General features: G+C 62.6%; 17 protein-coding genes. 7 read left to right on the plus strand and 10 right to left on the minus strand.

Translation table 11 applies throughout. The features are described from left to right. Both gdhA and ettA read right to left on the minus strand, forming a co-directional pair. Positions 1-1,338 carry an NADP-specific glutamate dehydrogenase gene (gene gdhA / locus GWQ44_RS21075; protein ID WP_016967013.1) on the minus strand — a complete coding sequence of 446 codons (1,338 nt, stop codon included), beginning with the start codon at positions 1,336-1,338 and terminating at the stop codon, positions 1-3. Positions 1,339-1,662: 324 nt separating this feature from the next. Next, a complete protein-coding gene (gene ettA / locus GWQ44_RS21080) occupies positions 1,663-3,327 on the minus strand; it encodes an energy-dependent translational throttle protein EttA (RefSeq protein ID WP_016967012.1) in 1,665 nt (554 codons plus the stop codon). A 282-nt stretch (positions 3,328-3,609) separates the two neighbouring features. Between ettA and GWQ44_RS21085 the strand changes: the two genes are divergently transcribed. The 5 genes from GWQ44_RS21085 (at position 3,610) to GWQ44_RS21105 (ending at position 12,096) form a co-directional block, all read left to right on the plus strand. After that, entirely contained in the window at positions 3,610-7,458 is a 3,849-nt protein-coding gene (locus GWQ44_RS21085) for a bifunctional diguanylate cyclase/phosphodiesterase (RefSeq protein ID WP_275928210.1), read from the plus strand. A 178-nt stretch (positions 7,459-7,636) separates the two neighbouring features. Beyond that, the gene (glyA, locus tag GWQ44_RS21090) at positions 7,637-8,890 is read left to right on the plus strand and encodes a serine hydroxymethyltransferase (RefSeq protein ID WP_016967010.1); all 1,254 of its coding nucleotides are present in this window, start codon (positions 7,637-7,639) and stop codon (positions 8,888-8,890) included. A gap of 354 nt (positions 8,891-9,244) precedes the next feature. Further along, positions 9,245-10,558: a C4-dicarboxylate transporter DctA gene (locus GWQ44_RS21095; protein ID WP_016967007.1), complete on the plus strand. Its 1,314-nt coding sequence runs from the start codon at positions 9,245-9,247 to the stop codon at positions 10,556-10,558. Positions 10,559-10,637: 79 nt separating this feature from the next. Beyond that, a complete protein-coding gene (locus GWQ44_RS21100) occupies positions 10,638-11,351 on the plus strand; it encodes an FCD domain-containing protein (protein WP_275928211.1) in 714 nt (237 codons plus the stop codon). A 37-nt stretch (positions 11,352-11,388) separates the two neighbouring features. After that, the gene (locus GWQ44_RS21105) at positions 11,389-12,096 is read left to right on the plus strand and encodes a GntR family transcriptional regulator (protein WP_016967005.1); all 708 of its coding nucleotides are present in this window, start codon (positions 11,389-11,391) and stop codon (positions 12,094-12,096) included. Between the two features lie 23 nt (positions 12,097-12,119). Here GWQ44_RS21105 and yjiA read toward each other — a convergent pair whose 3' ends face one another. From yjiA to GWQ44_RS21120, 3 genes are all read right to left on the minus strand, one after another. After that, entirely contained in the window at positions 12,120-13,091 is a 972-nt protein-coding gene (gene yjiA, locus GWQ44_RS21110; protein WP_275928212.1) for a GTPase, read from the minus strand. A gap of 113 nt (positions 13,092-13,204) precedes the next feature. Next, complete coding sequence (locus tag GWQ44_RS21115; protein WP_007937254.1) at positions 13,205-13,402, minus strand: YbdD/YjiX family protein; 198 nt, start codon at positions 13,400-13,402, stop codon at positions 13,205-13,207. Between the two features lie 16 nt (positions 13,403-13,418). Then, a complete protein-coding gene (locus GWQ44_RS21120) occupies positions 13,419-15,485 on the minus strand; it encodes a carbon starvation CstA family protein (protein ID WP_047306180.1) in 2,067 nt (688 codons plus the stop codon). Positions 15,486-15,724: 239 nt separating this feature from the next. On the opposite strand from GWQ44_RS21120, the gene GWQ44_RS21125 reads away from it, so the two are divergent. Then, complete coding sequence (locus GWQ44_RS21125; protein ID WP_016968601.1) at positions 15,725-16,093, plus strand: PilZ domain-containing protein; 369 nt, start codon at positions 15,725-15,727, stop codon at positions 16,091-16,093. Positions 16,094-16,109: 16 nt separating this feature from the next. On the opposite strand, the gene GWQ44_RS21130 is transcribed toward GWQ44_RS21125, so the two are convergent. The 4 genes from GWQ44_RS21130 to GWQ44_RS21145 form a co-directional block, all read right to left on the minus strand. Next, positions 16,110-16,832 (minus strand): hypothetical protein, encoded by a 723-nt coding sequence (locus GWQ44_RS21130; RefSeq protein ID WP_179602062.1) that lies wholly within the window; start codon positions 16,830-16,832, stop codon positions 16,110-16,112. Positions 16,833-16,871: 39 nt separating this feature from the next. Further along, entirely contained in the window at positions 16,872-18,239 is a 1,368-nt protein-coding gene (gene radA / locus GWQ44_RS21135; protein WP_016968603.1) for a DNA repair protein RadA, read from the minus strand. Positions 18,240-18,284: 45 nt separating this feature from the next. Then, entirely contained in the window at positions 18,285-18,824 is a 540-nt protein-coding gene (locus tag GWQ44_RS21140) for an ankyrin repeat domain-containing protein (RefSeq protein WP_103739818.1), read from the minus strand. A gap of 144 nt (positions 18,825-18,968) precedes the next feature. Then, positions 18,969-20,510: a catalase gene (locus GWQ44_RS21145; protein ID WP_275928213.1), complete on the minus strand. Its 1,542-nt coding sequence runs from the start codon at positions 20,508-20,510 to the stop codon at positions 18,969-18,971. A gap of 287 nt (positions 20,511-20,797) precedes the next feature. On the opposite strand from GWQ44_RS21145, the gene mscL reads away from it, so the two are divergent. Next, positions 20,798-21,211, plus strand: coding sequence for a large-conductance mechanosensitive channel protein MscL (gene mscL, locus GWQ44_RS21150; RefSeq protein ID WP_047306183.1), 414 nt, complete (start codon positions 20,798-20,800; stop codon positions 21,209-21,211). A 49-nt stretch (positions 21,212-21,260) separates the two neighbouring features. Here mscL and GWQ44_RS21155 read toward each other — a convergent pair whose 3' ends face one another. Then, on the minus strand, positions 21,261-22,037 hold the full coding sequence (locus tag GWQ44_RS21155) for a ferredoxin--NADP reductase (protein WP_103739816.1): 777 nt from the start codon (positions 22,035-22,037) through the stop codon (positions 21,261-21,263). Positions 22,038-22,214: the final 177 nt, after the last annotated feature.

Consider the following 22,214-nt stretch of genomic DNA (forward strand, 5'->3'; position numbering starts at 1 on the left):
TCAGACCACGCCCTGGGCCAGCATGGCATCGGCCACTTTGACGAAACCGGCGATGTTCGCGCCCTTGACGTAGTTGATCCGGCCATTCTCTTCGCCGTAGTGCACGCAAGCGTGGTGGATCGACTGCATGATGTTGTGCAGCTTGCTGTCCACTTCTCCCGCGGTCCACAGCAGGCGCATGGCGTTCTGCGACATCTCCAGGCCGCTGACCGCGACACCGCCGGCGTTGGAGGCCTTGCCCGGAGCGAACAGGATGCCCGCGTCGATAAAGATATCCACAGCCTCCAGGGTGGTCGGCATGTTGGCGCCTTCGGCGACACAGGTGCAGCCATTGCGCAACAGGTTGCGGGCGGCTTCGGCGTCCAGTTCGTTCTGCGTGGCGCAAGGCAGGGCAATATCGCAGGCCAGATCCCAAGGGGTCTTACCGGCACGGAACTCCAGGCCGAAGCGGGCCGCCAGCTCGCTGATCCGTCCACGCTGCACGTTCTTCAGCTCCAGTACCGCCAGCCACTGCTCCTCGCTCAGGCCCGACTCGCAGTACAGGGTGCCTTCGGAGTCGGACAGGGAAATCACTTTGCCCCCCAGGTCCATGACCTTGCGGGCCGCGTACTGGGCGACGTTGCCGGAGCCGGAGATCGCCACTCGCTTGCCTTCAACCCGGTCGCCGCGACGCTTGAGCATTTCCTCGGCGAAGTACACGCAACCGAATCCTGTGGCTTCCGGACGAATCAGGCTGCCGCCGTAGCTGATGCCCTTGCCGGTCAGCACGGAAGTGAACTGGTTGCTCAGGCGCTTGTACTGGCCAAAGAGGAAGCCGATCTCCCGGGCGCCAACGCCAATGTCGCCTGCTGGCACGTCCACATCAGCGCCGATATGCCGGTACAGCTCGGTCATGAACGCCTGGCAGAAGCGCATGACTTCGGCATCGCTCTTGCCTTTGGGGTTGAAGTCCGAGCCGCCCTTGCCGCCGCCCATGGGCAGGGAGGTCAGAGAGTTTTTGAAGGTCTGCTCGAAGGCGAGGAATTTCAGCACCCCCATGTTGACCGACGGATGGAAGCGCAAGCCGCCCTTGTAGGGGCCGATGGCGCTGTTCATCTGGATGCGGAAGCCGCGGTTGACCCTGACCTTGCCTTGATCGTCGACCCAGGACACACGAAACACCACGGTGCGCTCCGGCTCGCAGATTCGCTCGAGAATGCCGGAGCTCAGGTAGTGCGGATTGGCTTCGAGAAATGGCCAGAGGCTGCGCAAGACCTCTTCCACCGCCTGGTGAAACTCGGGCTGGTCCGGGTCGCGCTTTTTCAGGCGGGCGAGGAAGTCTTCGACGGATTCGATCATGGGAAGTCTCGGCAAATTTATTGTCGTTAAGGGGAGATTTGCCCGGGACTTTATCAATTCAACTCGCACCGCGACAGCGCAAAATGTCGCAGATATGAATTTAAATGGTGCATTAGATATAAATGGCGACGATTTTCAGGGGTTTTGTGCACGGATTTGGTGGCGCAAATTGCAAGGTCCGCACGCTTTTGGGGAGCCACAGAAAACCCTTCGCCGGCCAGCCAACGCCCAGCACCACAGCCGTATTGCTCTAGGAACCGGCTGGCCGACGCACGAAAAAAAAACGGAGCCCGAAGGCTCCGTTTGTTTCAAGCAGCGGGCCGATCAGGCCAGCTTCTTGTGCCGCACACGGTGCGGTTGCGCTGCGGCTTCGCCCAGGCGCTTCTTGCGATCGGCTTCGTACTCGGTGTAGTTGCCTTCGAAGAACACCGCTTGGGAATCGTCTTCGTAAGCCAGGATGTGAGTTGCCACCCGGTCCAGGAACCACCGGTCGTGGGAGATCACAATGGCGGCGCCCGGGAAGTCCAGCAGGGCTTCTTCCAGGGAACGCAGGGTTTCAACGTCGAGGTCGTTGGACGGTTCGTCGAGCAGCAGGACGTTGCCGCCCTCTTTCAAGGTCAGGGCCAGGTGCAGACGGCCACGCTCACCACCGGACAGGTCCTTAACGAACTTCTGCTGGTCGCCGCCCTTGAAGTTGAAACGGCCGACGTAGGTGCGCGACGGGATCTCGTAGTTGCCGATGCGGATCTGGTCGGAACCGTCGGAAATCTGCTGGAACACGGTCTTGCTGCCGTCCAGGTCCTCACGGCTCTGGTCCACACAGGCAAGCTGTACGGTTTCGCCGATCTCGATGCTGCCCGAATCCGGGGTTTCCTTGCCCATGATCATGCGGAACAGGGTCGACTTACCGGCACCGTTGCCGCCGATCACGCCGACGATGGCGCCTTTGGGCATGGAGAACGACAGGTTGTCGATCAGCACGCGATCGCCATAGCCCTTGGTGACGTTCTTGAACTCGATGACCTTGTCACCCAGGCGCGGACCGGCCGGGATGTAGATCTCGTTGGTTTCGCTGCGCTTCTGGAATTCCTGGGACTGCATTTCCTCGAAGCGTTGCAGACGGGCCTTGGATTTCGACTGACGGGCCTTGGCGCCTTTGCGCACCCACTCCAGCTCTTCCTTCATGGCCTTTTCATGGGCCGACTGCTGCTTGGATTCCTGGGCCAGACGCGCGGACTTGGCTTCCAGCCAACCCGAGTAGTTGCCCTCGTATGGAATGCCCGCGCCACGGTCGAGTTCGAGAATCCAGCCGGCGACGTTGTCGAGGAAGTAACGGTCGTGCGTGATCGCGACCACGGTGCCCGGGAAGTCGTGGAGGAAATGCTCCAGCCAGGCCACCGAGTCGGCGTCCAGGTGGTTGGTCGGTTCGTCGAGCAGCAGCATGTCGGGGGCCGACAGCAGCAGGCGGCACAGGGCCACACGACGTTTCTCGCCACCGGACAGGTGCTCGACCTTGGCGTCCCAGGCCGGCAGGCGCAGGGCGTCGGCGGCCACTTCCAGCTGGCGCTCCAGGTTATGGCCGTCGCTGGCTTGCAGGATGGCTTCCAGCTTGGCCTGTTCGGCGGCCAGCTTGTCGAAGTCGGCATCCGGCTCGGCGTAGGCGGCGTAGACTTCGTCCAGGCGAGCCTGGGCGTCCTTGATCACGCTCACCGCTTCCTCGACCACTTCACGCACGGTCTTGGTGGGATCGAGCTGGGGTTCCTGAGGCAGGTAGCCGATGTTCAGGTCCGGCATCGGACGGGCTTCACCTTCGAACTCGGTGTCGACGCCGGCCATGATTTTCAGCAGCGTGGACTTACCCGAACCGTTGAGGCCCAGCACGCCGATCTTGGCGCCGGGGAAAAAAGACAGGGAGATGTTTTTCAGGATTTCCCGCTTCGGCGGAACAACTTTGCCCAGCCGATGCATGGTGAAGACGTATTGAGCCATGGTGAACCTAGCGTCAGTGACTGATGAATAGAACGGGCCGGGCCCGGGCCAGGCCATGCGCGGCGCCGGCATTGACCATGATCAACACCGACGGGCGGAAAAAGCCTGATGGTCTGGAGCTGGAACGCTCCCGCGTAACCGGCAAAACTACCTCAATGCACGACCCAGGTCCAGCCAGGCGGGACTGGCACTTTGCCACAACTCAAGGCATGCTAGCCGCCCTTCGGGCGTCCGGCTTATAGTGCACGTCGCGCCAGCCCAGCCAAACCGCAGGATCACAGCTTGTCCAACGTCATTTCGCCACAGCCCGCGCGCGCTAAAGCCTCCGCGTCGGCCTATCCTTTGCGGGGCACGCTCAAAGGCGCACTGGCAACGCTGGTGCTGCTGCTCCTGGCTCTGTTGTTCTGGCAACTGCTCGATCAACTGCAGCAGACCCGCAAGAACCAGCGTCAACAAGCCATCGACTACAGTGCCGAACTGGCCGACCACCTGAGCCTGAACCTGGCACTCAATGCGCAGATCGCCCTCAATCTGCTACCGATCGTCGAATCGCCCCAGGACAGCCAGCAACAGCAGCAATTGCTGCACAAGCTCCAGCGCTCCTTGCCAGATGTGCGCAGCTTTGCCTTGCTGGACGCCTCCGGCCAGATACTCAGCGACAGTGCCAGCGACAGCCATGACGCCCCCTGGCTCGCCGAGCTGATCCAGCGCAGCCACTTGCAGCGCTACTACTACAGCAACCCCGCCGACGGTTCGGTGGTGCATGTGCTGCTGCACCAGCCCAGCGGCGCCAGCCCCAGCTACTGGGTACTGCGCCTGGCGCCCAGCTTCCTGCAGACCCTGGTGCGCCAGAGCGAAGGGAGCTTCAAGCCGACCTGGGTGATCGAGAACCGCCTCAGCCGCCAGGTGATCAAGCGCGACGAGCACAGCACCCCGACCCCGGGCATGCTGGAACCCGATGAAATGGCCGACAGCGCACTGCTGGTGCCCCTGAGCAACAGTGACTGGCAACTGCGCGGCCTGTTCGACCAGCAGGCCGTGATCGAGGAACTGCTGCCGGCCTTTATCGGCAAATGCCTGTTGGGCCTGGCCTTCTCCCTGCTGCCGGTGATCGCCCTGTTGAACATGCGCCGGCGCCAGCGCCAGTTGCACGAGGGCCGGCGGCGCTACCAGGACATTTTCGAAGGCACCGGCGTGGCCCTGTGCGTCATGGATATCGCCGGGCTTCCGGAATTGCTCGACAAACACCATGTGCACAACAGCGACCAGCTCAAGCGCTGGCAGGCCAGCCATCCGGACCATCGCCAGCAACTGCTGCGCGAATTGCGCATCACCGAAGTCAATCAGGTGGCTCTGCGCCTGCTCAATGTCGAATCCAGCGACCAGGCCTGGCAACTGCTGATCGAAGGCTGCCCGAAGAACGGCAACGCGATCGGCAGCCAATTGCTGGAAGCGGTGGTCAACCAGCAGAAACAGCTGGAACTGGAAATCAAGCTCAGCGACGCCCAGGGCAATGACCAGCACCTGTGGCTGGTCCTGCGCCTGCCTGAGGCCGTCGAGGACTACAGCGCGGTGATCCTCAGCATCAGCGACATCACCAGTCGCAAGCTGATCGAGCTGTCGCTTCTGGAGCGCGAGGGGTTCTGGTCCGACGTGGTGCGCACCGTGCCCGATCACCTGTATGTGCAGGATGTGATCAGCCAACGGATGATTTTCAGCAACCACCACCTGGGCCAGACCCTGGGCTACAACAAGACCGAACTGCACCAGATGGGCGAGTACTTCTGGGAAATCCTCCTGCACCCGGAAGACGCCGACCTCTATCACCGCCTGCGCCAGGAACAGCGCCACTCGGCCTACGCCCAGCTCCTGCAATGCCAACTGCGCTTCCGCCACCGCAGCGGCCAGTGGCGGCGCTTCGAGATCCGCGAGCAGGCCCTGGCCCGGGATCGCTACGACCAGGTGACGCGAATCATCGGCGTGGCCAAGGACATCACCGACCAGATCGAGGCCAGCGAGTCGCTGCGTGACAGCGAGCAACGCTACCGCATGCTCGCCGAAAGCATCAGCGACGTGATCTTCTCCACCGACAGCAAGCTCTCGCTGAACTACGTCAGCCCTTCGGTGCATGCCGTACTGGGCTACGACGTGGAATGGATCTTCCAGAACGGCTGGCAATCGACCATCGCCAACCCGCAGCAACTGACCGGTATCTATGCCCTGATGGACCGGGTCAGCAAGGCCCTGGACAAACCCGAGCAACTGGCGCAATTGCGCAGTCAGGTGCAGACCCAGCTGTTCCTGTTCGACTGCCTGCGGGCCGACGGCCGCAAGATCCCCATCGAACTGCGCCTGGTCCTGGTGTGGGACGAGCACGGCGCGTTCGAAGGCGTGCTCGGGGTCGGCCGCGACATCAGCCAGCAGCGCCGGGCGGAGAAGGACTTGCGCATGGCGGCCACGGTATTCGAACACTCGACCTCGGCGATCCTGATCACCGACCCGGCCGGCTACATCGTCCAGGCCAACGAAGCCTTCAGCCGGGTCAGCGGCTACGCCGTGTCCCAGGTGCTCGATCAGTTGCCCAACATGCTCACCGTCGACGAGCAGCAGGAAGCCCACCTGCGCTACGTGCTCAAGCAGTTGCACCAGCACAGCACCTGGGAAGGCGAGGTCTGGCTCAAGCGCCGCAATGGCGAACACTACCCGGCCTGGGTCGGCATCACCGCGGTGCTCGACGACGAAGGCGACCTGGCCAGCTACGTGTGCTTCTTCAGCGACATCAGCGAGCGCAAGGCCAGCGAACAGCGGATTCACCGCCTGGCCTACTATGACGCCCTGACTCACCTGCCCAACCGCACGCTGTTCCAGGATCGCCTGCATACCGCGCTGCAATCGGCGGAGCGGCAGAAGTCCTGGGTGGTGCTGATGTTCCTCGACCTGGACCGCTTCAAGCCGATCAACGACTCCCTGGGCCACGCCGCGGGGGATCGCATGCTCAAGGAAATGGCCACTCGCCTGCTCGGTTGCGTCGACGATGACGACACCGTGGCGCGCATGGGTGGCGACGAATTCACCCTGCTCCTGCAACCGCGCGCCAGCCGCGAGATCGCCCTGAACCGGGCCATCAATGTGGCCGAGAAGATCCTCGCCAGCCTGGTCAAGCCCTTCGTCCTCGAAGGCCGCGAGTTCTTTGTCACCGCCAGTATCGGCATCGCCCTGAGTCCGCAGGACGGCAACGAACTGAGCCAGTTGATGAAGAACGCCGACACCGCGATGTACCACGCCAAGGAGCGCGGCAAGAACAACTTCCAGTTCTACCAGGCCGACATGAACGCCAGCGCCCTGGAGCGCCTGGAGCTGGAAAGCGACCTGCGCCACGCCCTGGAGCAGGAAGAGTTCGTGCTCTATTACCAGCCGCAGTTCAGCGGCGATGGCAAGCGCCTGACCGGCGCCGAGGCGCTGCTGCGTTGGCGGCATCCGCGGCGCGGCCTGGTGCCGCCGGGGGATTTCATTCCGGTGCTCGAAGAACTGGGTCTGGTGGTGGATGTCGGCGACTGGGTGATCAGCGAAGCCTGCCGCCAGCTCAAGGCCTGGCACCAGGCCAAGGTGCGGGTGCCGAAGGTTTCGGTGAACATCTCCGCGCGGCAGTTCTCCGACGGCCAGCTGGGCATGCGCATCGCCACCATCCTCAAGGACACCGGCCTGCCGCCGGCGTGCCTGGAGCTGGAGCTGACCGAAAGTATCCTGATGCGCGAAGTCAGCGAGGCGATGCAGATTCTCGACGGCCTGAAGAACCTCGGCCTGAGCATCGCGGTGGACGACTTCGGCACCGGTTATTCGTCGCTCAACTACCTCAAGCAGTTCCCTATTGACGTGCTGAAGATCGACCGCACCTTCGTCGACGGCCTGCCGTCCGGCGAGCAGGATGCACAGATCGCCCGCGCCATTATCGCCATGGCCCACAGCCTGAACCTGGCGGTGATCGCCGAGGGCGTGGAAACCCACGAACAGCTGGAATTCCTGCGCGAACACGGCTGCGACGAGGTCCAGGGCTATCTGTTCGGCCGGCCGATGCCGGCCAATCGCTTCGAGGCGCAATTCAGCAACGACGCCCTGTTCATGTTCGACTAGAAGCAGTGGCAAGCTTCAAGCGACCAGCGGCAAGAAAGCATGGCGGTTTCTGCTTGCGGCTTGCTGCTCGTCACTTGAACGCTGCTTCTATGCGACATGATGTCCTTTCATATGCCATCTAAAACCCATTGGGTTAGAATGCCTCCCTTTTCTGCCCCCCCGATCCTTGAGGACCGCCATGTTCAGCCGTGATTTGACTATTGCCAAGTACGACGCCGATCTCTTTGCCGCCATGGAGCAAGAAGCTCAGCGCCAGGAAGAGCACATTGAGCTGATCGCTTCGGAAAACTACACCAGCCCCGCGGTGATGGAAGCTCAAGGCTCGGTACTGACCAACAAGTACGCCGAAGGTTACCCGGGCAAGCGTTACTACGGCGGCTGCGAATACGTCGACGTGGTTGAACAGCTGGCCATCGACCGCGCCAAGGAGCTGTTCGGCGCCGACTACGCCAACGTCCAGCCACACGCCGGTTCCCAGGCCAACGCCGCGGTCTACCTGGCCCTGCTGCAAGGCGGCGACACCATCCTGGGCATGAGCCTGGCCCATGGCGGTCACCTGACCCACGGTGCTGCCGTGTCCTCCTCCGGCAAGCTGTACAACGCTGTTCAGTACGGCATCGACGCCAACGGCCTGATCGACTACGACGAAGTCGAGCGCCTGGCCCTTGAGCACAAGCCGAAGATGATCGTGGCCGGTTTCTCCGCCTATTCGCAGATCCTCGACTTCCCGCGTTTCCGCGAAATCGCTGACAAGGTCGGTGCCTACCTGTTCGTCGACATGGCCCACGTGGCCGGTCTGGTCGCCGCTGGCGTCTACCCGAACCCGGTGCCGTTCGCCGACGTCGTGACCACCACCACCCACAAGACCCTGCGCGGTCCACGTGGCGGCCTGATCCTGGCTCGCGCCAACGCCGACATCGAGAAGAAGCTGAACTCCGCGGTGTTCCCGGGCGCCCAGGGCGGCCCGCTGGAGCACGTGATCGCCGCCAAAGCGATCTGCTTCAAGGAAGCCCTGCAGCCTGAGTTCAAGGCCTACCAGGAACAAGTGGTGAAAAACGCCCAGGCCATGGCCGAAGTGTTCATCGCCCGCGGTTTCGACGTGGTTTCCGGTGGCACCAAGAACCACCTGTTCCTGCTGTCGCTGATCAAGCAGGACATCTCCGGTAAAGACGCCGACGCCGCTCTGGGCAAAGCGTTCATCACCGTGAACAAGAACTCCGTGCCTAACGACCCACGCTCCCCGTTCGTCACCTCCGGTCTGCGCTTCGGTACTCCGGCCGTGACCACCCGTGGCTTCAAGGAAGCCGAGTGCAAGGAACTGGCCGGCTGGATCTGCGACATCCTGGCGGACCTGAACAACGAAGCGGTGATCGATGCCGTGCGTGAGAAGGTCAAGGCCATCTGCAAGAAGCTGCCGGTATACGGCGCTTAATCAGCCCGCAGACCGCAGTACAAGAAGCCCGGCCTCAGCGCCGGGCTTTTTTATGCCTGGATGGCCGCTGCGCCAGGCGCTGAAAGGCGCCTGCGAGGTCTTGCGAACGCAAGATACCCGGGCGGCCGTTGCGGCCGATCGCAGCCTGCGGCGGCGGATACAGTAGCCAGGGGAGGAAAAACCACTGGTCAGACCGGTAAAGCCAATTTTCGTTGAGCCTCTTGTAAACCCGTAAAACCCGAGCGTAGACTGCGCCTGCACTGGACATACCGGTAAGACCACAATAATTAAGTCCTCCATCCGCTGCGCTCCCCATGCGCACGGCAGACAGGACACCGACCAGGATTCCTCCCCATGCTCAGATGGTGCTCGCGTTCGATTTTCCTCCAGGTTGTGCTCGGACTGATGCTCGGCATCGTCTGTGGCCTCACCCTCCCCGAATACTCCTCACAACTCAAACCCCTGGGCGACGGCTTCATCAAGCTGATCAAGATGCTCATCGGCCTGATCGTGTTCTGCGTGGTGGTCAGCGGCATCTCCGGCGCCGGCGATCTGAAGAAGGTCGGCCGCATCGGCCTCAAGTCGGTGATCTACTTCGAGATCCTCACCACCATCGCCCTGGTGATCGGCCTGGTCATGGCCTTCAGTACCGGCATCGGCAGCGGCGCCAATATTCACCTGGAACAGCTGTCCACCGCCGACATGGGTGATATCGCCCAGCGCGGCCAGCACATGCACACCACCACCCAGTTCCTCATGGACCTGATCCCCACCTCGGTGATCGGTGCCTTTGCCGAGAACAACATTCTCCAGGTGCTGCTGTTCTCGGTGCTGTTCGGCAGCGCCCTGAACCTGGTGGGCGAAGCTGCTTCGGGCATTTCCCGGCTGATCAATGAACTGAGCCACGTGATCTTCCGCATCATGGGCATGATCGTGCGCCTGGCGCCCATCGGCGTGTTCGGCGCCATCGCCTTCACCACCAGCAAGTACGGCCTGGATTCGCTGCAGCACCTGGGCAGCCTGGTGGGCCTGTTCTACCTGACCTGCCTGGCCTTCGTCGCGGTGATCCTCGGCCTGGTGATGCGCCTGTCGGGCCTGCGCATGCTGCCCTTCCTCAAGTACCTGCGCGAAGAGTTGCTGATCGTCCTCGGCACCGCCTCCTCCGACGCCGTCCTGCCGCAGATCATGCGCAAGCTGGAGCACCTGGGCATCGGCAGTTCCACCGTGGGCCTGGTGATTCCTACTGGCTATTCGTTCAACCTGGACGGTTTTTCCATCTACCTGACCCTGGCCATCGTCTTCATCGCCAACGCCACCGGCACGCCGCTGTCCATGTCGGACCTGTTGACCATCCTCCTGGTGTCGCTGATCACCTCCAAGGGCGCCCACGGCATTCCCGGTTCGGCCCTGGTGATCCTGGCCGCGACCCTGACCGCGATCCCGGCGATTCCGGTGGTGGGCCTGGTGCTGGTGCTGGCGGTGGACTGGTTCATGGGCATCGGCCGCGCCCTGACCAACCTGATCGGCAACTGCGTGGCCACCGTGGCCATCGCCCGCTGGGAAAAGGACATCGACGTGCAACGGGCCAACAAGGTGCTCAGTGGTCAACAGGGCTATACCTTCCAGGCGCGCAAGCCGGCGGCCGCGGCCCATCAGCAGGAATTTTGATCCGACCTTGTGCCGGCCCACGGCAGGCACAACAATCAGCGCGGCAACAGCGCGCTACCGATAGTTCATGGAGTCAACAGTGATCAGCTCGTCAACGGTTGTGAATTCAGTGGTAGAAAAGCTCCGGGCCTCCCTGGCCCGTGGCCAGTGGCGCTCCGGCGACATGCTGCCCGGGCAACGTGAACTGGCCGAGCAACTGGGCATCAGCCGCCCCAGCCTGCGTGAAGCGGTGATCGTCCTGGAGACCCTGGGCCTGGTGCGCTCCATGCCCGGCAAGGGCGTGGTGGTGCTGGATGCCCCTCAGGGCGAAGCCCAGGGCGCCGAAAGCAGCGTGGCCGGGGCCAGCCTGGAAGACGTGCTGCAACTGCGCTACACCCTGGAGCCGTTCATCGTCGGGCTGGTGGCGCAATCCATCAGCAGCAAGGAAGTCGGCCAGCTGCGCCTGACCCTGATGGACATGCGCGAAGCCCTGGAGGCCGGCGACAGCGAAGCCGGGGTCAACGCCTACATCGCCTTCCACGAGGAACTGTTCACCTTGACCAGCAACCCGATCTTCCAGAACGTGGTGCAACAGACCAGCAATGCCCTCAAGCAGAGTGCGCAGATCCTGCGCAACTCGCCCGAGCACCTGGCCGAACGCCTGGAAGAAAATGAAGCGGTGGTGCGGGCGATCCGTAACAAGAACAGCGCCCTGGCCAGCGCCGAAATGCGCCGGCATATCCTTCAGGAAGGCCAGCGCATGGGCATCGAACTGAACATTCCGGACGATCACCTGGGCGCCAACGCCCTGTAATCAACCCCCGAGTCAGCAACTGGACTGGAGACAGGCCATGGTCAGCTACGCCCTGAAAAACAATCCCTTCACCCTGGTGGCCAGCCTGCCGCGACGTCAGTGCGGCGAAAAAAAGCTGCTGGTGGATGATGTCTATCCGCAGATCTTCGACGCCATCCTCGAACAGCGCATCGCCCCCGGCAGCCGCTTCACCGAAGACAGCCTCGGCCAGGCCTTCGGCGTCAGCCGCAGCATCATCCGCCAGGTCCTGGCGCGCTTGTCTCACCAGCAAGTGGTGATCCTGCGACCCAATCACCGACCCCAGGTCGCCGCCCCGGACCGGGAACAGACCCGGCAGATCCTGCACGCCCGGCGCCTGACGGAAATCACCCTGGTGCGCCTGGTCTGCCAGCAGCCTCGGCGCCCGTTGCAGTCCCTGCGCCAGTTGATCGCCCGGGAACGTGAAGCCATCGAGCGCGACCAGCGCGGGCCGGCCATCCGCCTGTCCGGCGAGTTCCACCTGCAACTGGCAGACGTGGCGGGCAACGCGCCGCTGGCGCAGTTTCTCGGCAGCCTGGTGCCCCTGACGTCCCTAGCCATCGCCCAGTTCGAAGGTCGGGCCCGCCACAACTGCGCCTGGCAAGAGCACGCGACGCTCATCGACGCGCTACAGGCAGCCGACGTCGAGCTGTCCGAAGCACTGATGCACCAGCATCTGGACCACTTGGAACGACGCCTGCTCGGTACGCCTCCCGCCGACCTGTAGCAGCCGGCTTGCCGGCGAAAACCTCAGCCCCCCAGCATTCTCTCGAAGCCCTGCCGGATCTTCGCTTCCGGCAGATCATCGGCAATGAACACCATCACACTCTCACGCGCCTCGCCTTCGGCCCACTCGGTGTCCCAATCGAAGCCATAGAGCTTAAGCACGCCCTGGAACACCATGCGCCGCGGCTCGTCGATCACATTCAGCACGCCCTTGTAACGCAGCAGCTGCTTGCCGTGGTCCTCCAGCAGCTCATTCATGAACGCGCTCAGACGATCCAGATCCAGGGCCTGCTCGGTACGCAGCACCAGGCTGGAAATCCGGTCCACCGCAGGAGCCTGGCTCACCGGGCGCAGGCTGATGCCACCGCCCAGATCGGCATTCAAATTGAAGCCCCGCACATCCAGCAGTTCGGCCAGGTCGATCCGACCGTGCTCCACCACTCGGATCGGCGCCCGGCGGTTGATCCGCGTCAGGCGCTGGCTCAGGGCCTCGAAGGCCTGCTCATCCACCAGGTCGTGCTTGCTCACCAGCAGCCGGTCGGCAAAGCCGACCTGCGCCTGGGCGATGGTCTGGGTCAGGTGGAACTCGGCGTGCTTGGCATCTACCAAGGTGATGATGCCGTCGAGAATGTAGCGTTCACGCAGCTCTTCATCGATGAAGAAGGTCTGCGCCACCGGCGCCGGATCAGCCAGCCCGGTGCACTCGATCACCAGCCGGTCGAAGGCGATCTGGCCGCTGTCCAGACGCTCCAGCAACAGGTACAGGGCCTTGGTCAGGTCGGTGTGGATGGTGCAGCAGACGCAGCCGTTGGACAGGGTCATGACCTGGACCGGCTCGTCCCCCAACAGTTGGGTGTCGATGCCGGCATCACTGAATTCGTTCTCGATCACCGCGATCTTCAAGCCGTGCTCGGCCTTGAGCAGATGCCGCAGCAAGGTGGTCTTGCCGGCGCCCAGAAAGCCGCTGAGCACGGTGACGGGAATAGGATTTTGCAAAACAGGATCTCCCACGCAAAAAACGTAGAAGCCGGCTGGCCGGCGATGGCGTCCGAAGAGTCGCTATCGCCGGCCAGCCGGCTCCTACCTGGGTGTGACTTATACGCTGTGTTTCAACAGCACTTCGGACCGCCCTTGCCGCCGTAGCGGGCCTCCTGGCGTTCCCGGAAGAACGCCTCGTAGGACATCACCGGCTTGTCCGGGTGCTTGGTTTGCATATGCTCGACGTAGTTGTCGTAGTCGGGCATGCCGACCATCAGGCGCGCGGCCTGCCCGAGGTATTTACCGAGGCGACTCAGGTCATTGAACATCGTTGCAATCCTCGGGTTACGCGTCTGGCACCGCCTGATAGGGCGCTTCTTTATCCGTGCGTTCCTTGCTGCCCCAGGCCGCAACACCGACCTTGAGCGCATAGAACAGGATGCTGAACACCACCAGCAGGAACAGGGCGGTCAGGGTGGCGTTGGTGTAGGCGTTGAAGATCACGTGCTGCATCTGCGTGATGTCCTTGGCCGGAGCGAGGATCTGACCACTGGCCAGGGCATCGCTGTATTTCTTCGCCAGCGACAGGAAGCCGATCGCCGGATTGGCGTCGAACAGCTTGATGAAGCCGGCGGTGGTGGTGCAAATCAGCAGCCAGACGGCCGGCAGCAGGGTGACCCAGATGTAGCGCTGGCGCTTCATCTTGATCAACACCACGGTGCCGAGCATCAGGGCGATACCGGCCAGCATCTGGTTGGAGATGCCGAACAGCGGCCACAAGGTGTTGATGCCGCCCAGCGGATCGATCACGCCCTGGTACAGCAGGTAGCCCCACAGGGCCACGCAACCGGCGGTAGCGATCAGGTTGGCGGTCCAGGATTCAGTGCGTTTGAGCGCTGGAACGAAGGAACCCAGCAGGTCCTGGAGCATGAAGCGACCGGCACGGGTACCGGCATCCACAGCGGTAAGAATGAACAGGGCTTCGAACAGGATCGCGAAGTGGTACCAGAACGCCATGGTGTTTTCACCTGGCAGTACGTGGTGGAGGATCTGCGCGATACCCACCGCCAGGGTCGGTGCACCGCCGGCACGGGCCAGGATGGTGTTTTCACCGATGTCCTTGGCCACCGCCTGCAGTTGTTCCGGGCTGATGACAAAGCCCCAGCTGCTCACGGTCTGAGCCACAGCGACCACGTCGCCGCCGACGATGGCCGCCGGGCTGTTCATGGCGAAGTACACGCCCGGCTCGATCACCGAGGCCGCGACCATGGCCATGATCGCCACGAAGGACTCCATGAGCATGCCGCCGTAGCCGATGTAGCGGGCGTTGGCTTCGTTATCCAGCAGCTTGGGCGTGGTCCCCGAGGCGATCAGCGCATGAAAGCCCGAAACCGCGCCACAGGCGATGGTGATGAACAGGAACGGGAACAGGCCGCCTTTCCACACCGGGCCGGTGCCATCGGTGAACTGGGTCAGGGCCGGCATCTTCAGCTCGGGCATGGTGATCAGGATGCCGATCGCCAGGGCGATGATGGTGCCGATCTTGAGGAAGGTCGACAGGTAGTCACGGGGCGCCAGGATCAGCCACACCGGCAGTACCGCGGCGACGAAACCGTAGCCGATCAGCATCCAGGTGATCTGGATACCGGTGAAGGTGAACATCTTGCCCCACACCGGATCGGCGGCCACCTGACCGCCCAGCCAGATGGAGCCGAGCAACAGCAGCACACCGATCAACGAGATCTCGCCGATGCGGCCCGGGCGGATGTAGCGCATGTAAACGCCCATGAACACCGCGATCGGGATGGTCGCCATGACCGTGAAGATGCCCCATGGGCTCTCGGCCAGGGCCTTGACCACGATCAGCGCCAGCACCGCGAGGATGATGATCATGATCAGGAAGCAGCCGAACAGGGCGATGGTCCCCGGGATGCGCCCCATCTCCTCACGGACCATATCGCCCAGGGAGCGGCCGTTACGCCGGGTGGAGAGGAACAGCACCATGAAGTCCTGTACCGCACCGGCCAGGACCACCCCGGCAATCAGCCACAGGGTGCCGGGCAGGTAGCCCATCTGCGCCGCCAGGACCGGGCCCACCAGCGGGCCCGCGCCGGCAATGGCGGCGAAATGGTGACCGAAGAGAATGTGTTTGTTGGTCGGCACATAGTCCAGACCATCATTGTTGATCACTGCCGGAGTGGCCCGACGCGGGTCCAGCTGCATGACATTGTTGGCAATGAACAGACTGTAATACCGGTACGCCACCAGATAGATGGCCACCGCGGCCACCACAATCCACAAGGCGTTGATCGCCTCGCCGCGGCGCAATGCAACTACGCCGAGGGCGCACGCTCCTACGATTGCCAGCAGCAGCCAGGGGACATGGCGCAGCAGGCTATTATTATTTTTCATTTTTTTATCCCAGCCAGGGTGGACAGAAAGACAGCGTTTCGAGTGTAGCGCTACTGCTCTCAAAGACCACCCCCCACGTTGGTCTAGAGCCTTCTTTTAAAGAATGAGCAGGTTTTTTTTCGAAACTTTTTCAACTCAGACCAGCCTGACCGATAACGCCGTCGCACGCTGGCAGGCCGCCTGTGGCGACAGTCATAAACCGCGGTCTATAGTCAGTGCACCATGCAGAGGGCCAGCCCATGAGCGAGCAATACGCCGACCGTCGACGCTTCAAGCGCATCGCCTTCGATGCGAAGACCGAACTGAGCCAGGGCACCCACCGCTGGCCGGTGCAACTGCTGGACCTGTCCCTCAAGGGCCTGCTGATCGAGCGCCCCGATCCTTGGCTGGGCAACCCCAATCGCGCCTTCGAAGCCGATATCCATCTGGGTCCCGATGCCGATGTGCGCATGGACGTGCAACTGGCCCACGACAATCACGGCCAGTTGGGCTTCGTCTGCCTGCACATCGGCCTGGAGTCCATCGAACACCTCAGGCGCCTGATCGAGCTGAACCTGGCAGACCCCGAGGAACTGGAGCGGGAGCTTGGCGCCTTGATCGATATCTGATCAGCCCCACTGCTGTTCAGGGAAACAGCGCAGGCTCAGGAAACTCGCTTTCCATGTCCCAGTAACCCGCCTGTTGCCGCGAGGCAACGGTCCACTGGCCGTCGACATAACGAAAGGTGCGATAGGTGGTGATGAACTCTTCGTTCTCCATCGACGACGCCGACGACACCTGCTGGATGCTTTCGGTGGCGCCCTTGTCCGAGGGCACGATCTGCCAGGCGGCCTTGCCGGTCTGGGCGAACACCAGGGGCTGGCGCTCGCCGCCCTCCCCCTGGCACAGCACCGGGTCCAGCTGACTCTGTTCCGGCATCAAGACTTCAGTGGCCGGACCGCTGTAGCTGCCCATGGGCGCGGTCTGGTCAATGGTCAGGAAAAACGCCGGTGACGGCAGGCCGTTCAAGGGAGCCTTTTCCACCGTGGCCATCGGGTAGCCCAGGGACTTCTGCGCCAGTACCTCGCCGCCATCGGACACCAGGCGCGCCAGCGCCCCCAGCGGCGCAACCGGGTGCTCGTCATCGGACTGGAGCAGGCTGTCAGCGTCCAGGCCACTGCCCCAGCTGTTGGCATGCAGTTCAGGGGTGATACGCAGGTCCTCCAGGACTTCCAGCACCGAGCCATCCCCCACCAGCACCTGCTGCGCGATCCGATAGCCTTCCGGCACTTCGGCCTGCTGGGCCATGGCCAGCGTCGAACAGCACAACAGCGCCGCCCCCAGCATCCAGCTCTTCAACCTTGTCATGCCCATCCGCTGCATCCTTCCCTGCGAGTCCCGCTCTGATTATTCGAAAAGCGCATCCAACGCCTGTTCCAGGCGGGTCACGGCAATGATCTGCAAGCCCGGCGGCGCCTCCTTCGGTGCGTTGCCCTTGGGCACGATGGCCCGTTTGAAGCCATGCTTGGCCGCCTCTTTCAGGCGCTCCTGACCGCTGGGCACCGGACGCACTTCACCGGACAGCCCCACCTCGCCGAACACCAGCAAGTCATGGGGCAGCGGTCGATTGCGCAGGCTCGACATCACCGCCGCCATCAGCGCCAGGTCGGAGGCGGTTTCCAGCACCTTGACCCCGCCCACCACGTTGAGGAACACGTCCTGGTCATGGGTCGGAATGCCGCCATGACGATGCAACACCGCCAGCAGCATGGCCAGGCGGTTCTGATCCAGGCCCAGGGTCACCCGGCGCGGATTGGCCAGATGGCTGTCATCCACCAGGGCCTGGACTTCCACCAGCATCGGCCGGGTGCCTTCCCAGGTGGCCATCACCACGCTACCCGGCACTTCTTCCTGGGCGCGGGTCAGGAAAATCGCCGAAGGGTTGGCGACTTCCTTCAAGCCGCGGTCGGTCATGCCGAATACGCCCAGCTCGTTGACCGCACCGAAACGGTTCTTCACCGCCCGCAGCAAACGTAGGCGACCGTCGGACTCCCCCTCGAAATACAGCACGGTGTCGACCATATGCTCCAGCACCCGCGGCCCGGCCAGGGCGCCTTCCTTGGTCACGTGGCCCACCAGGAAGATCGCCGTGCCGCTCTGCTTGGCGTAGCGCACCAGCAAGGCCGCGCTTTCGCGCACCTGGGACACGCCGCCCGGGGCCGATTGCAGTTGCTCGGTGAAGATGGTCTGGATCGAGTCGATCACCATGACCTTGGGTTTTTCCACCCGAGCGGTGGCGATGATGGTTTCGATGCAGGTTTCGGTCATCACCCGCAGTTGATCCTGGGGCAGGCCCAGGCGCCGGGCACGCATCGCCACCTGCTGCTGGGACTCTTCGCCGGTGACGTAGAGCGCCGGCATGCGCGTGGCGATATTGCACAGGGTCTGCAAGAGGATGGTCGACTTGCCGATCCCCGGATCACCGCCGATCAGCACCACCGAGCCGTCCACCAGGCCGCCGCCCAGGACTCGGTCGAGTTCGCCGGAAGCGGTGGAGAAACGCGGGATTTCCTCGACGCTGACCTCTGCCAGGGTCTTGATCTGCGCCTGCTGCCCGGCCCAGCCGGTACGCCCGGCAGGGGCCGCTGCGCCGCCGCTTTCGATCATGGTTTCGGTCAGGGTGTTCCAGGCCCCGCATTCGCCGCATTGCCCGGCCCATTTGGGAAAGGTGGAGCCGCACTCGGTGCAGCCGTACATGCGCTTGGCCTTGGCCATCTGAACCCCCGGCAAAAACCGCGATGATAGCTCAGCTGGAACGGATCAGCGCGACGGCGCGGTGCGTATCTGCCCGCTGGCCAGCCGCGTGGCGCTATTGCCCAGGGGATCCTCGGCATTCAGGTCCGCGCCTTTGGCCGCCAGGGCGTCCAACAACTCGACGCGCTTAAACAAACCGGCGTACATGGCGGCGGTCTGCCCGGCGCCGTTACGCTGGTCGGGGCTGCAATCGGCGGCCAGCAGGCGCCGGGCGATCTGCACTTCGCCCTTGAAGATCGCCCCCATCAACGCAGTGTTGCCGCGTTTGTCCTGGGCACAGGCATTGGCGCCGGCGTCCAGCAGGCGCTCCACCGCCGGACCCTGGCCGTGATAGGCGGCGAGGATCAACGCGGTGTAGCCCTTTTCATCCTGGGTATCGAGGGAATAACCGGCCTCGATAAAGGTGTCGAGCATTTCCACATCGCCCCGGCGGGCGGCATCGAAATAGTAGTGTTCCAGCTGCACCTTGACCGCCACCGGATCGGTTGGCTGCGCCTGGGCAACCAGCGCCCAGGCCAGGGTCAGCAGTGAGATGAACAGGCGCATGGCGCACCTCCGTTTGTCCTGAGAAGCGTAGGAGCCAGGGTGTCGGCGAAGGCGCCGCCGGTGACAGCGCGGCGCCCATGCTCGCCAACAAGCGAAACATTCCTACAAGGTGCGTCACGTTTTCAGGCGTGACGCGGTGAACGATCAGTCGCTCAGCTTGGCCGCCAGCGCCTTGACCCGGGCCAGGTCGCCCTTGGCCACACGGGCCACGCCAGTGCCGTACTCCGGGTCGGCCTTATAAAGGAACGACAGGATGATGTGCTTGCTCTCATCGTCAGTGGTGGCCAGGGAACCGCCGAAGCTGTCGATCAGGTCCTGCCGCTCTTTTTTGCTGAAGGAGCGATACAGATCCCCAGCCTGCTTGAAGTTCTGCTCGCGCTGGATCTTCGCCTGCTGGGTGCTACCCGCCAGCGCCATTTGGCTGTAGCGCGCGGTTTGTGGTTCTTCGCGCGGCATCAGGCGGCTCGGCTGGTAGTTGACCCCGGTGCTGGTGTGGCCCAGGTTCATCGCGCCGTCCTGGTTGCCGTTGTTCACCGGGCTCTTGGGCGCGTTGATCGGCAGTTGCAGGGCATTGGCGCCGAGGCGGTACATCTGGGTGTCGGCGTAGGAGAACACCCGGCCCTGCAGCAGACGGTCTTCCGACGGTTCGATCCCTGGCACCAGGTTGGACGGGGCCATGGCCACCTGCTCGGTTTCCTGGAAGACGTTGGCCGGGTTGCGGTTCAGCACCATCTGCCCGACTTTGCGCTCGGGCACATTCGGCCAGATCTTGGTGGCGTCCAGCGGGTCGAAATCAAACTTGGCCAAGTCTTCGGGTTTCAATACCTGGACATACAAGTCCCACTTGGGAAAGTCCCCCTTATTAATGTGGGTTACCAAGTCATTGCTCATATGGCTGTAATCACGCCCCTGGACCTCGACCACCTGTTTCGGATCGAGATTCTTCAGACCCTGCAGACTCTTCCAGTGAAACTTCACGTAATGCACTTCGCCCTTGGCATTGATCAACTTGTAGGCGTGCACACCATTACCATCCATTTCCCGATAACTGGCCGGAGTTCCGGAGTTGGAATACAGCTCGGTCAATGTGCGAGTGGCTTCGGGAACATGAGAGAAGAAATCAAAACGTCGCGAATCATCATCCAGATTGGTCCGCGGATCAGGTTTGAACGCATGCACCATATCCGGAAACTTGATGGCATCGCGGATGAAGAACGTCGGGAAGTTGTTGCCAACCAGGTTCCAGTTCCCCTCTGCGGTATAGAACTTGGTGGCGAAACCCCGTGGGTCGCGCAGGGTTTCCGGGGAGTGGTTGCCATGCACCACCGACGAGAAACGCACGAACACCGGAGTCGTCTCACCGGCGGCAAAGACCTTGGCACGGGTCAGGTCACTGAGGCTGTCGGTGACGGTGAAGGTGCCGTGGGCGCCGGTGCCACGGGCGTGTACCACACGCTCTGGAATGCGCTCGCGGTCGAACCGCTGGAGCTTCTGGATCAGTTGCACGTCTTGCAGCAACACCGGACCGGTGGCGCCTGCGGTCTGTGAGTTCTGGTTATCGCCCACTGCCGCGCCATTGTCGCGGGTCAGCGTGGCGGCCTGTACGGAAAGGGAAAGCAGACTGGCGGCAAGCACGCCCAGTATGCGTCGCTGGGAAAGACTCCCAAGGCCAAGAGAAGCGGTCATGTTGAATTCCTCTAGTTATATGAGGCGCATCCCGATGCGCTCGCTAGAGGCTAGTGGCTAACTATTTGAATGATAAATAGAAAGCCCGCAACCACTCGATTGACAAAATGTTCTGGTTATCTCATCTGATGCGGGGTATATCGCGCGCGATTTGATGGCACTTTGAATAAACTCTTTGCCTGTTTATCGGTCGATAACCCCGCGAGCTGTAAAAAGTTGTGTCGGCAAAATGCTTTTTGCTGAATTACACTGCCGTAACCAACCTCATCTGTAACAAGGAATAACCTATGGGCGTGCTAAGTGAGTTCAAGGCCTTCGCGGTCAAAGGCAATGTGGTCGACATGGCCGTGGGTATCATCATTGGCGCCGCGTTCGGCAAGATCGTCTCGTCCTTTGTCGGCGACGTGGTCATGCCGCCCATCGGGCTGCTGATCGGTGGGGTGGACTTCGGTGATCTGGCCATCACCCTCAAGGCGGCCGAGGGCAATACCCCGGCCGTGGTCATGGCCTATGGCAAGTTCATCCAGAGCATCATCGACTTCATCATCATTGCCTTCGCCATCTTCATGGGCGTCAAGGTGATCAACCGCCTGAAACGCGAAGAAGCGGTGGCCCCGACACTGCCACCGGTGCCGAGCAAGGAAGAAGAGCTGCTGGGGGAGATTCGCGATCTGCTCAAGGCGCAGAACAACAAGCCCTGACACAGGCTCAAGCCCTCGAAGAAACGGCGCCCTCAAGGCGCCGTTTTGGTTACCAGTAAGTCTCCACCGCCACCTGCCCAGGCCGCCGGCTCAGGCTCAGGTTCATGCCCCGCTGCTTGAGCAAGGCCCGGGTGTCATCGATCATCTGCGGGTTGCCGCAGAGCATCACCCGGGAGTGCTCGGGGGTCAGTTCTACGCCAGCGGCGCGTTCCAGCTCGCCGTTCTCGATCAGTTGGGTGATGCGCCCATTGAGGCTGCCCGGGTGCTGCTCACGGGTCACGGTGCTGATGAACTGCAGCTTGTGGGCCACTTCCGCCAGGTACTCACGCTGGGGCAACTCGGCGAGCAACTGCTGATAAGCCAGCTCCTTGGCCTCGCGCACGCTGTAGACCAGGATGATGCGTTCGAATTTTTCCCAGACCTCGAAGTCCTGCAGGATCGACAGGAACGGCGCAATCCCGGTGCCTGTGGATAACAACCAGAGATCGCGACCGTCGACGAAACGATCCAGGGTCAGGTAGCCAAAGGCCTGACGATCCACCAGCAGGCTGTCCCCCACTTCCAGGCGGCTCAACTCACTGGTGAACTCGCCGCCGGGCACCACGATGGAGAAGAATTCGAGAAACTCGTCGAACGGCGACGACACCATGGAATAGGCGCGCCACACCGTGCTGCCATCGGCCTTGGTCACCCCGAGACGGGCAAACTGCCCGGCGCGAAAGCGAAAACCCGCATCCCGGGTGGTGCGCAAGGTGAACAGGCTGGAGGTCAGCGGCTGCACCTCGAGCAAGGTCTGGCGAGTGTACTTTTCTTCACTGGCGGTCATGACGGGCTCCACAAAAGCGATGCGCTAGTGTCCCGCAAAGCGCCGGACAGAAACACCGGTGGTTTGTAGTGGCATAGAGCGCGGGCAATCCCCGGTAAAAAAACGTACCATTTAGCCCCGCTTCGAACGGCCCGTGCCGCGGCTGTTCGAGGGTTCCCGTGCGCGCGACAGCCCCCA

The organism is Pseudomonas sp. 3MA1, assembly GCF_029237275.1.
Lineage (GTDB): Bacteria > Pseudomonadota > Gammaproteobacteria > Pseudomonadales > Pseudomonadaceae > Aquipseudomonas > Aquipseudomonas fluorescens_AP.

What these genes read in the sequence shown, in the direction of transcription:
- gdhA (WP_016967013.1), bottom strand. Translation starts at nt 1,338, where the DNA reads ATGATCGAATCCGTCGAAGACTTCCTCGCCCGCCTGAAAAAGCGCGAC.
- ettA (WP_016967012.1), bottom strand. Translation starts at nt 3,327, where the DNA reads ATGGCTCAATACGTCTTCACCATGCATCGGCTGGGCAAAGTTGTTCCG.
- glyA (WP_016967010.1), top strand. Translation starts at nt 7,637, where the DNA reads ATGTTCAGCCGTGATTTGACTATTGCCAAGTACGACGCCGATCTCTTT.
- GWQ44_RS21095 (WP_016967007.1), top strand. Translation starts at nt 9,245, where the DNA reads ATGCTCAGATGGTGCTCGCGTTCGATTTTCCTCCAGGTTGTGCTCGGA.
- GWQ44_RS21105 (WP_016967005.1), top strand. Translation starts at nt 11,389, where the DNA reads ATGGTCAGCTACGCCCTGAAAAACAATCCCTTCACCCTGGTGGCCAGC.
- GWQ44_RS21115 (WP_007937254.1), bottom strand. Translation starts at nt 13,402, where the DNA reads ATGTTCAATGACCTGAGTCGCCTCGGTAAATACCTCGGGCAGGCCGCG.
- GWQ44_RS21120 (WP_047306180.1), bottom strand. Translation starts at nt 15,485, where the DNA reads ATGAAAAATAATAATAGCCTGCTGCGCCATGTCCCCTGGCTGCTGCTG.
- GWQ44_RS21125 (WP_016968601.1), top strand. Translation starts at nt 15,725, where the DNA reads ATGAGCGAGCAATACGCCGACCGTCGACGCTTCAAGCGCATCGCCTTC.
- GWQ44_RS21130 (WP_179602062.1), bottom strand. Translation starts at nt 16,832, where the DNA reads ATGACAAGGTTGAAGAGCTGGATGCTGGGGGCGGCGCTGTTGTGCTGT.
- radA (WP_016968603.1), bottom strand. Translation starts at nt 18,239, where the DNA reads ATGGCCAAGGCCAAGCGCATGTACGGCTGCACCGAGTGCGGCTCCACC.
- GWQ44_RS21140 (WP_103739818.1), bottom strand. Translation starts at nt 18,824, where the DNA reads ATGCGCCTGTTCATCTCACTGCTGACCCTGGCCTGGGCGCTGGTTGCC.
- GWQ44_RS21145 (WP_275928213.1), bottom strand. Translation starts at nt 20,510, where the DNA reads ATGACCGCTTCTCTTGGCCTTGGGAGTCTTTCCCAGCGACGCATACTG.
- mscL (WP_047306183.1), top strand. Translation starts at nt 20,798, where the DNA reads ATGGGCGTGCTAAGTGAGTTCAAGGCCTTCGCGGTCAAAGGCAATGTG.
- GWQ44_RS21155 (WP_103739816.1), bottom strand. Translation starts at nt 22,037, where the DNA reads ATGACCGCCAGTGAAGAAAAGTACACTCGCCAGACCTTGCTCGAGGTG.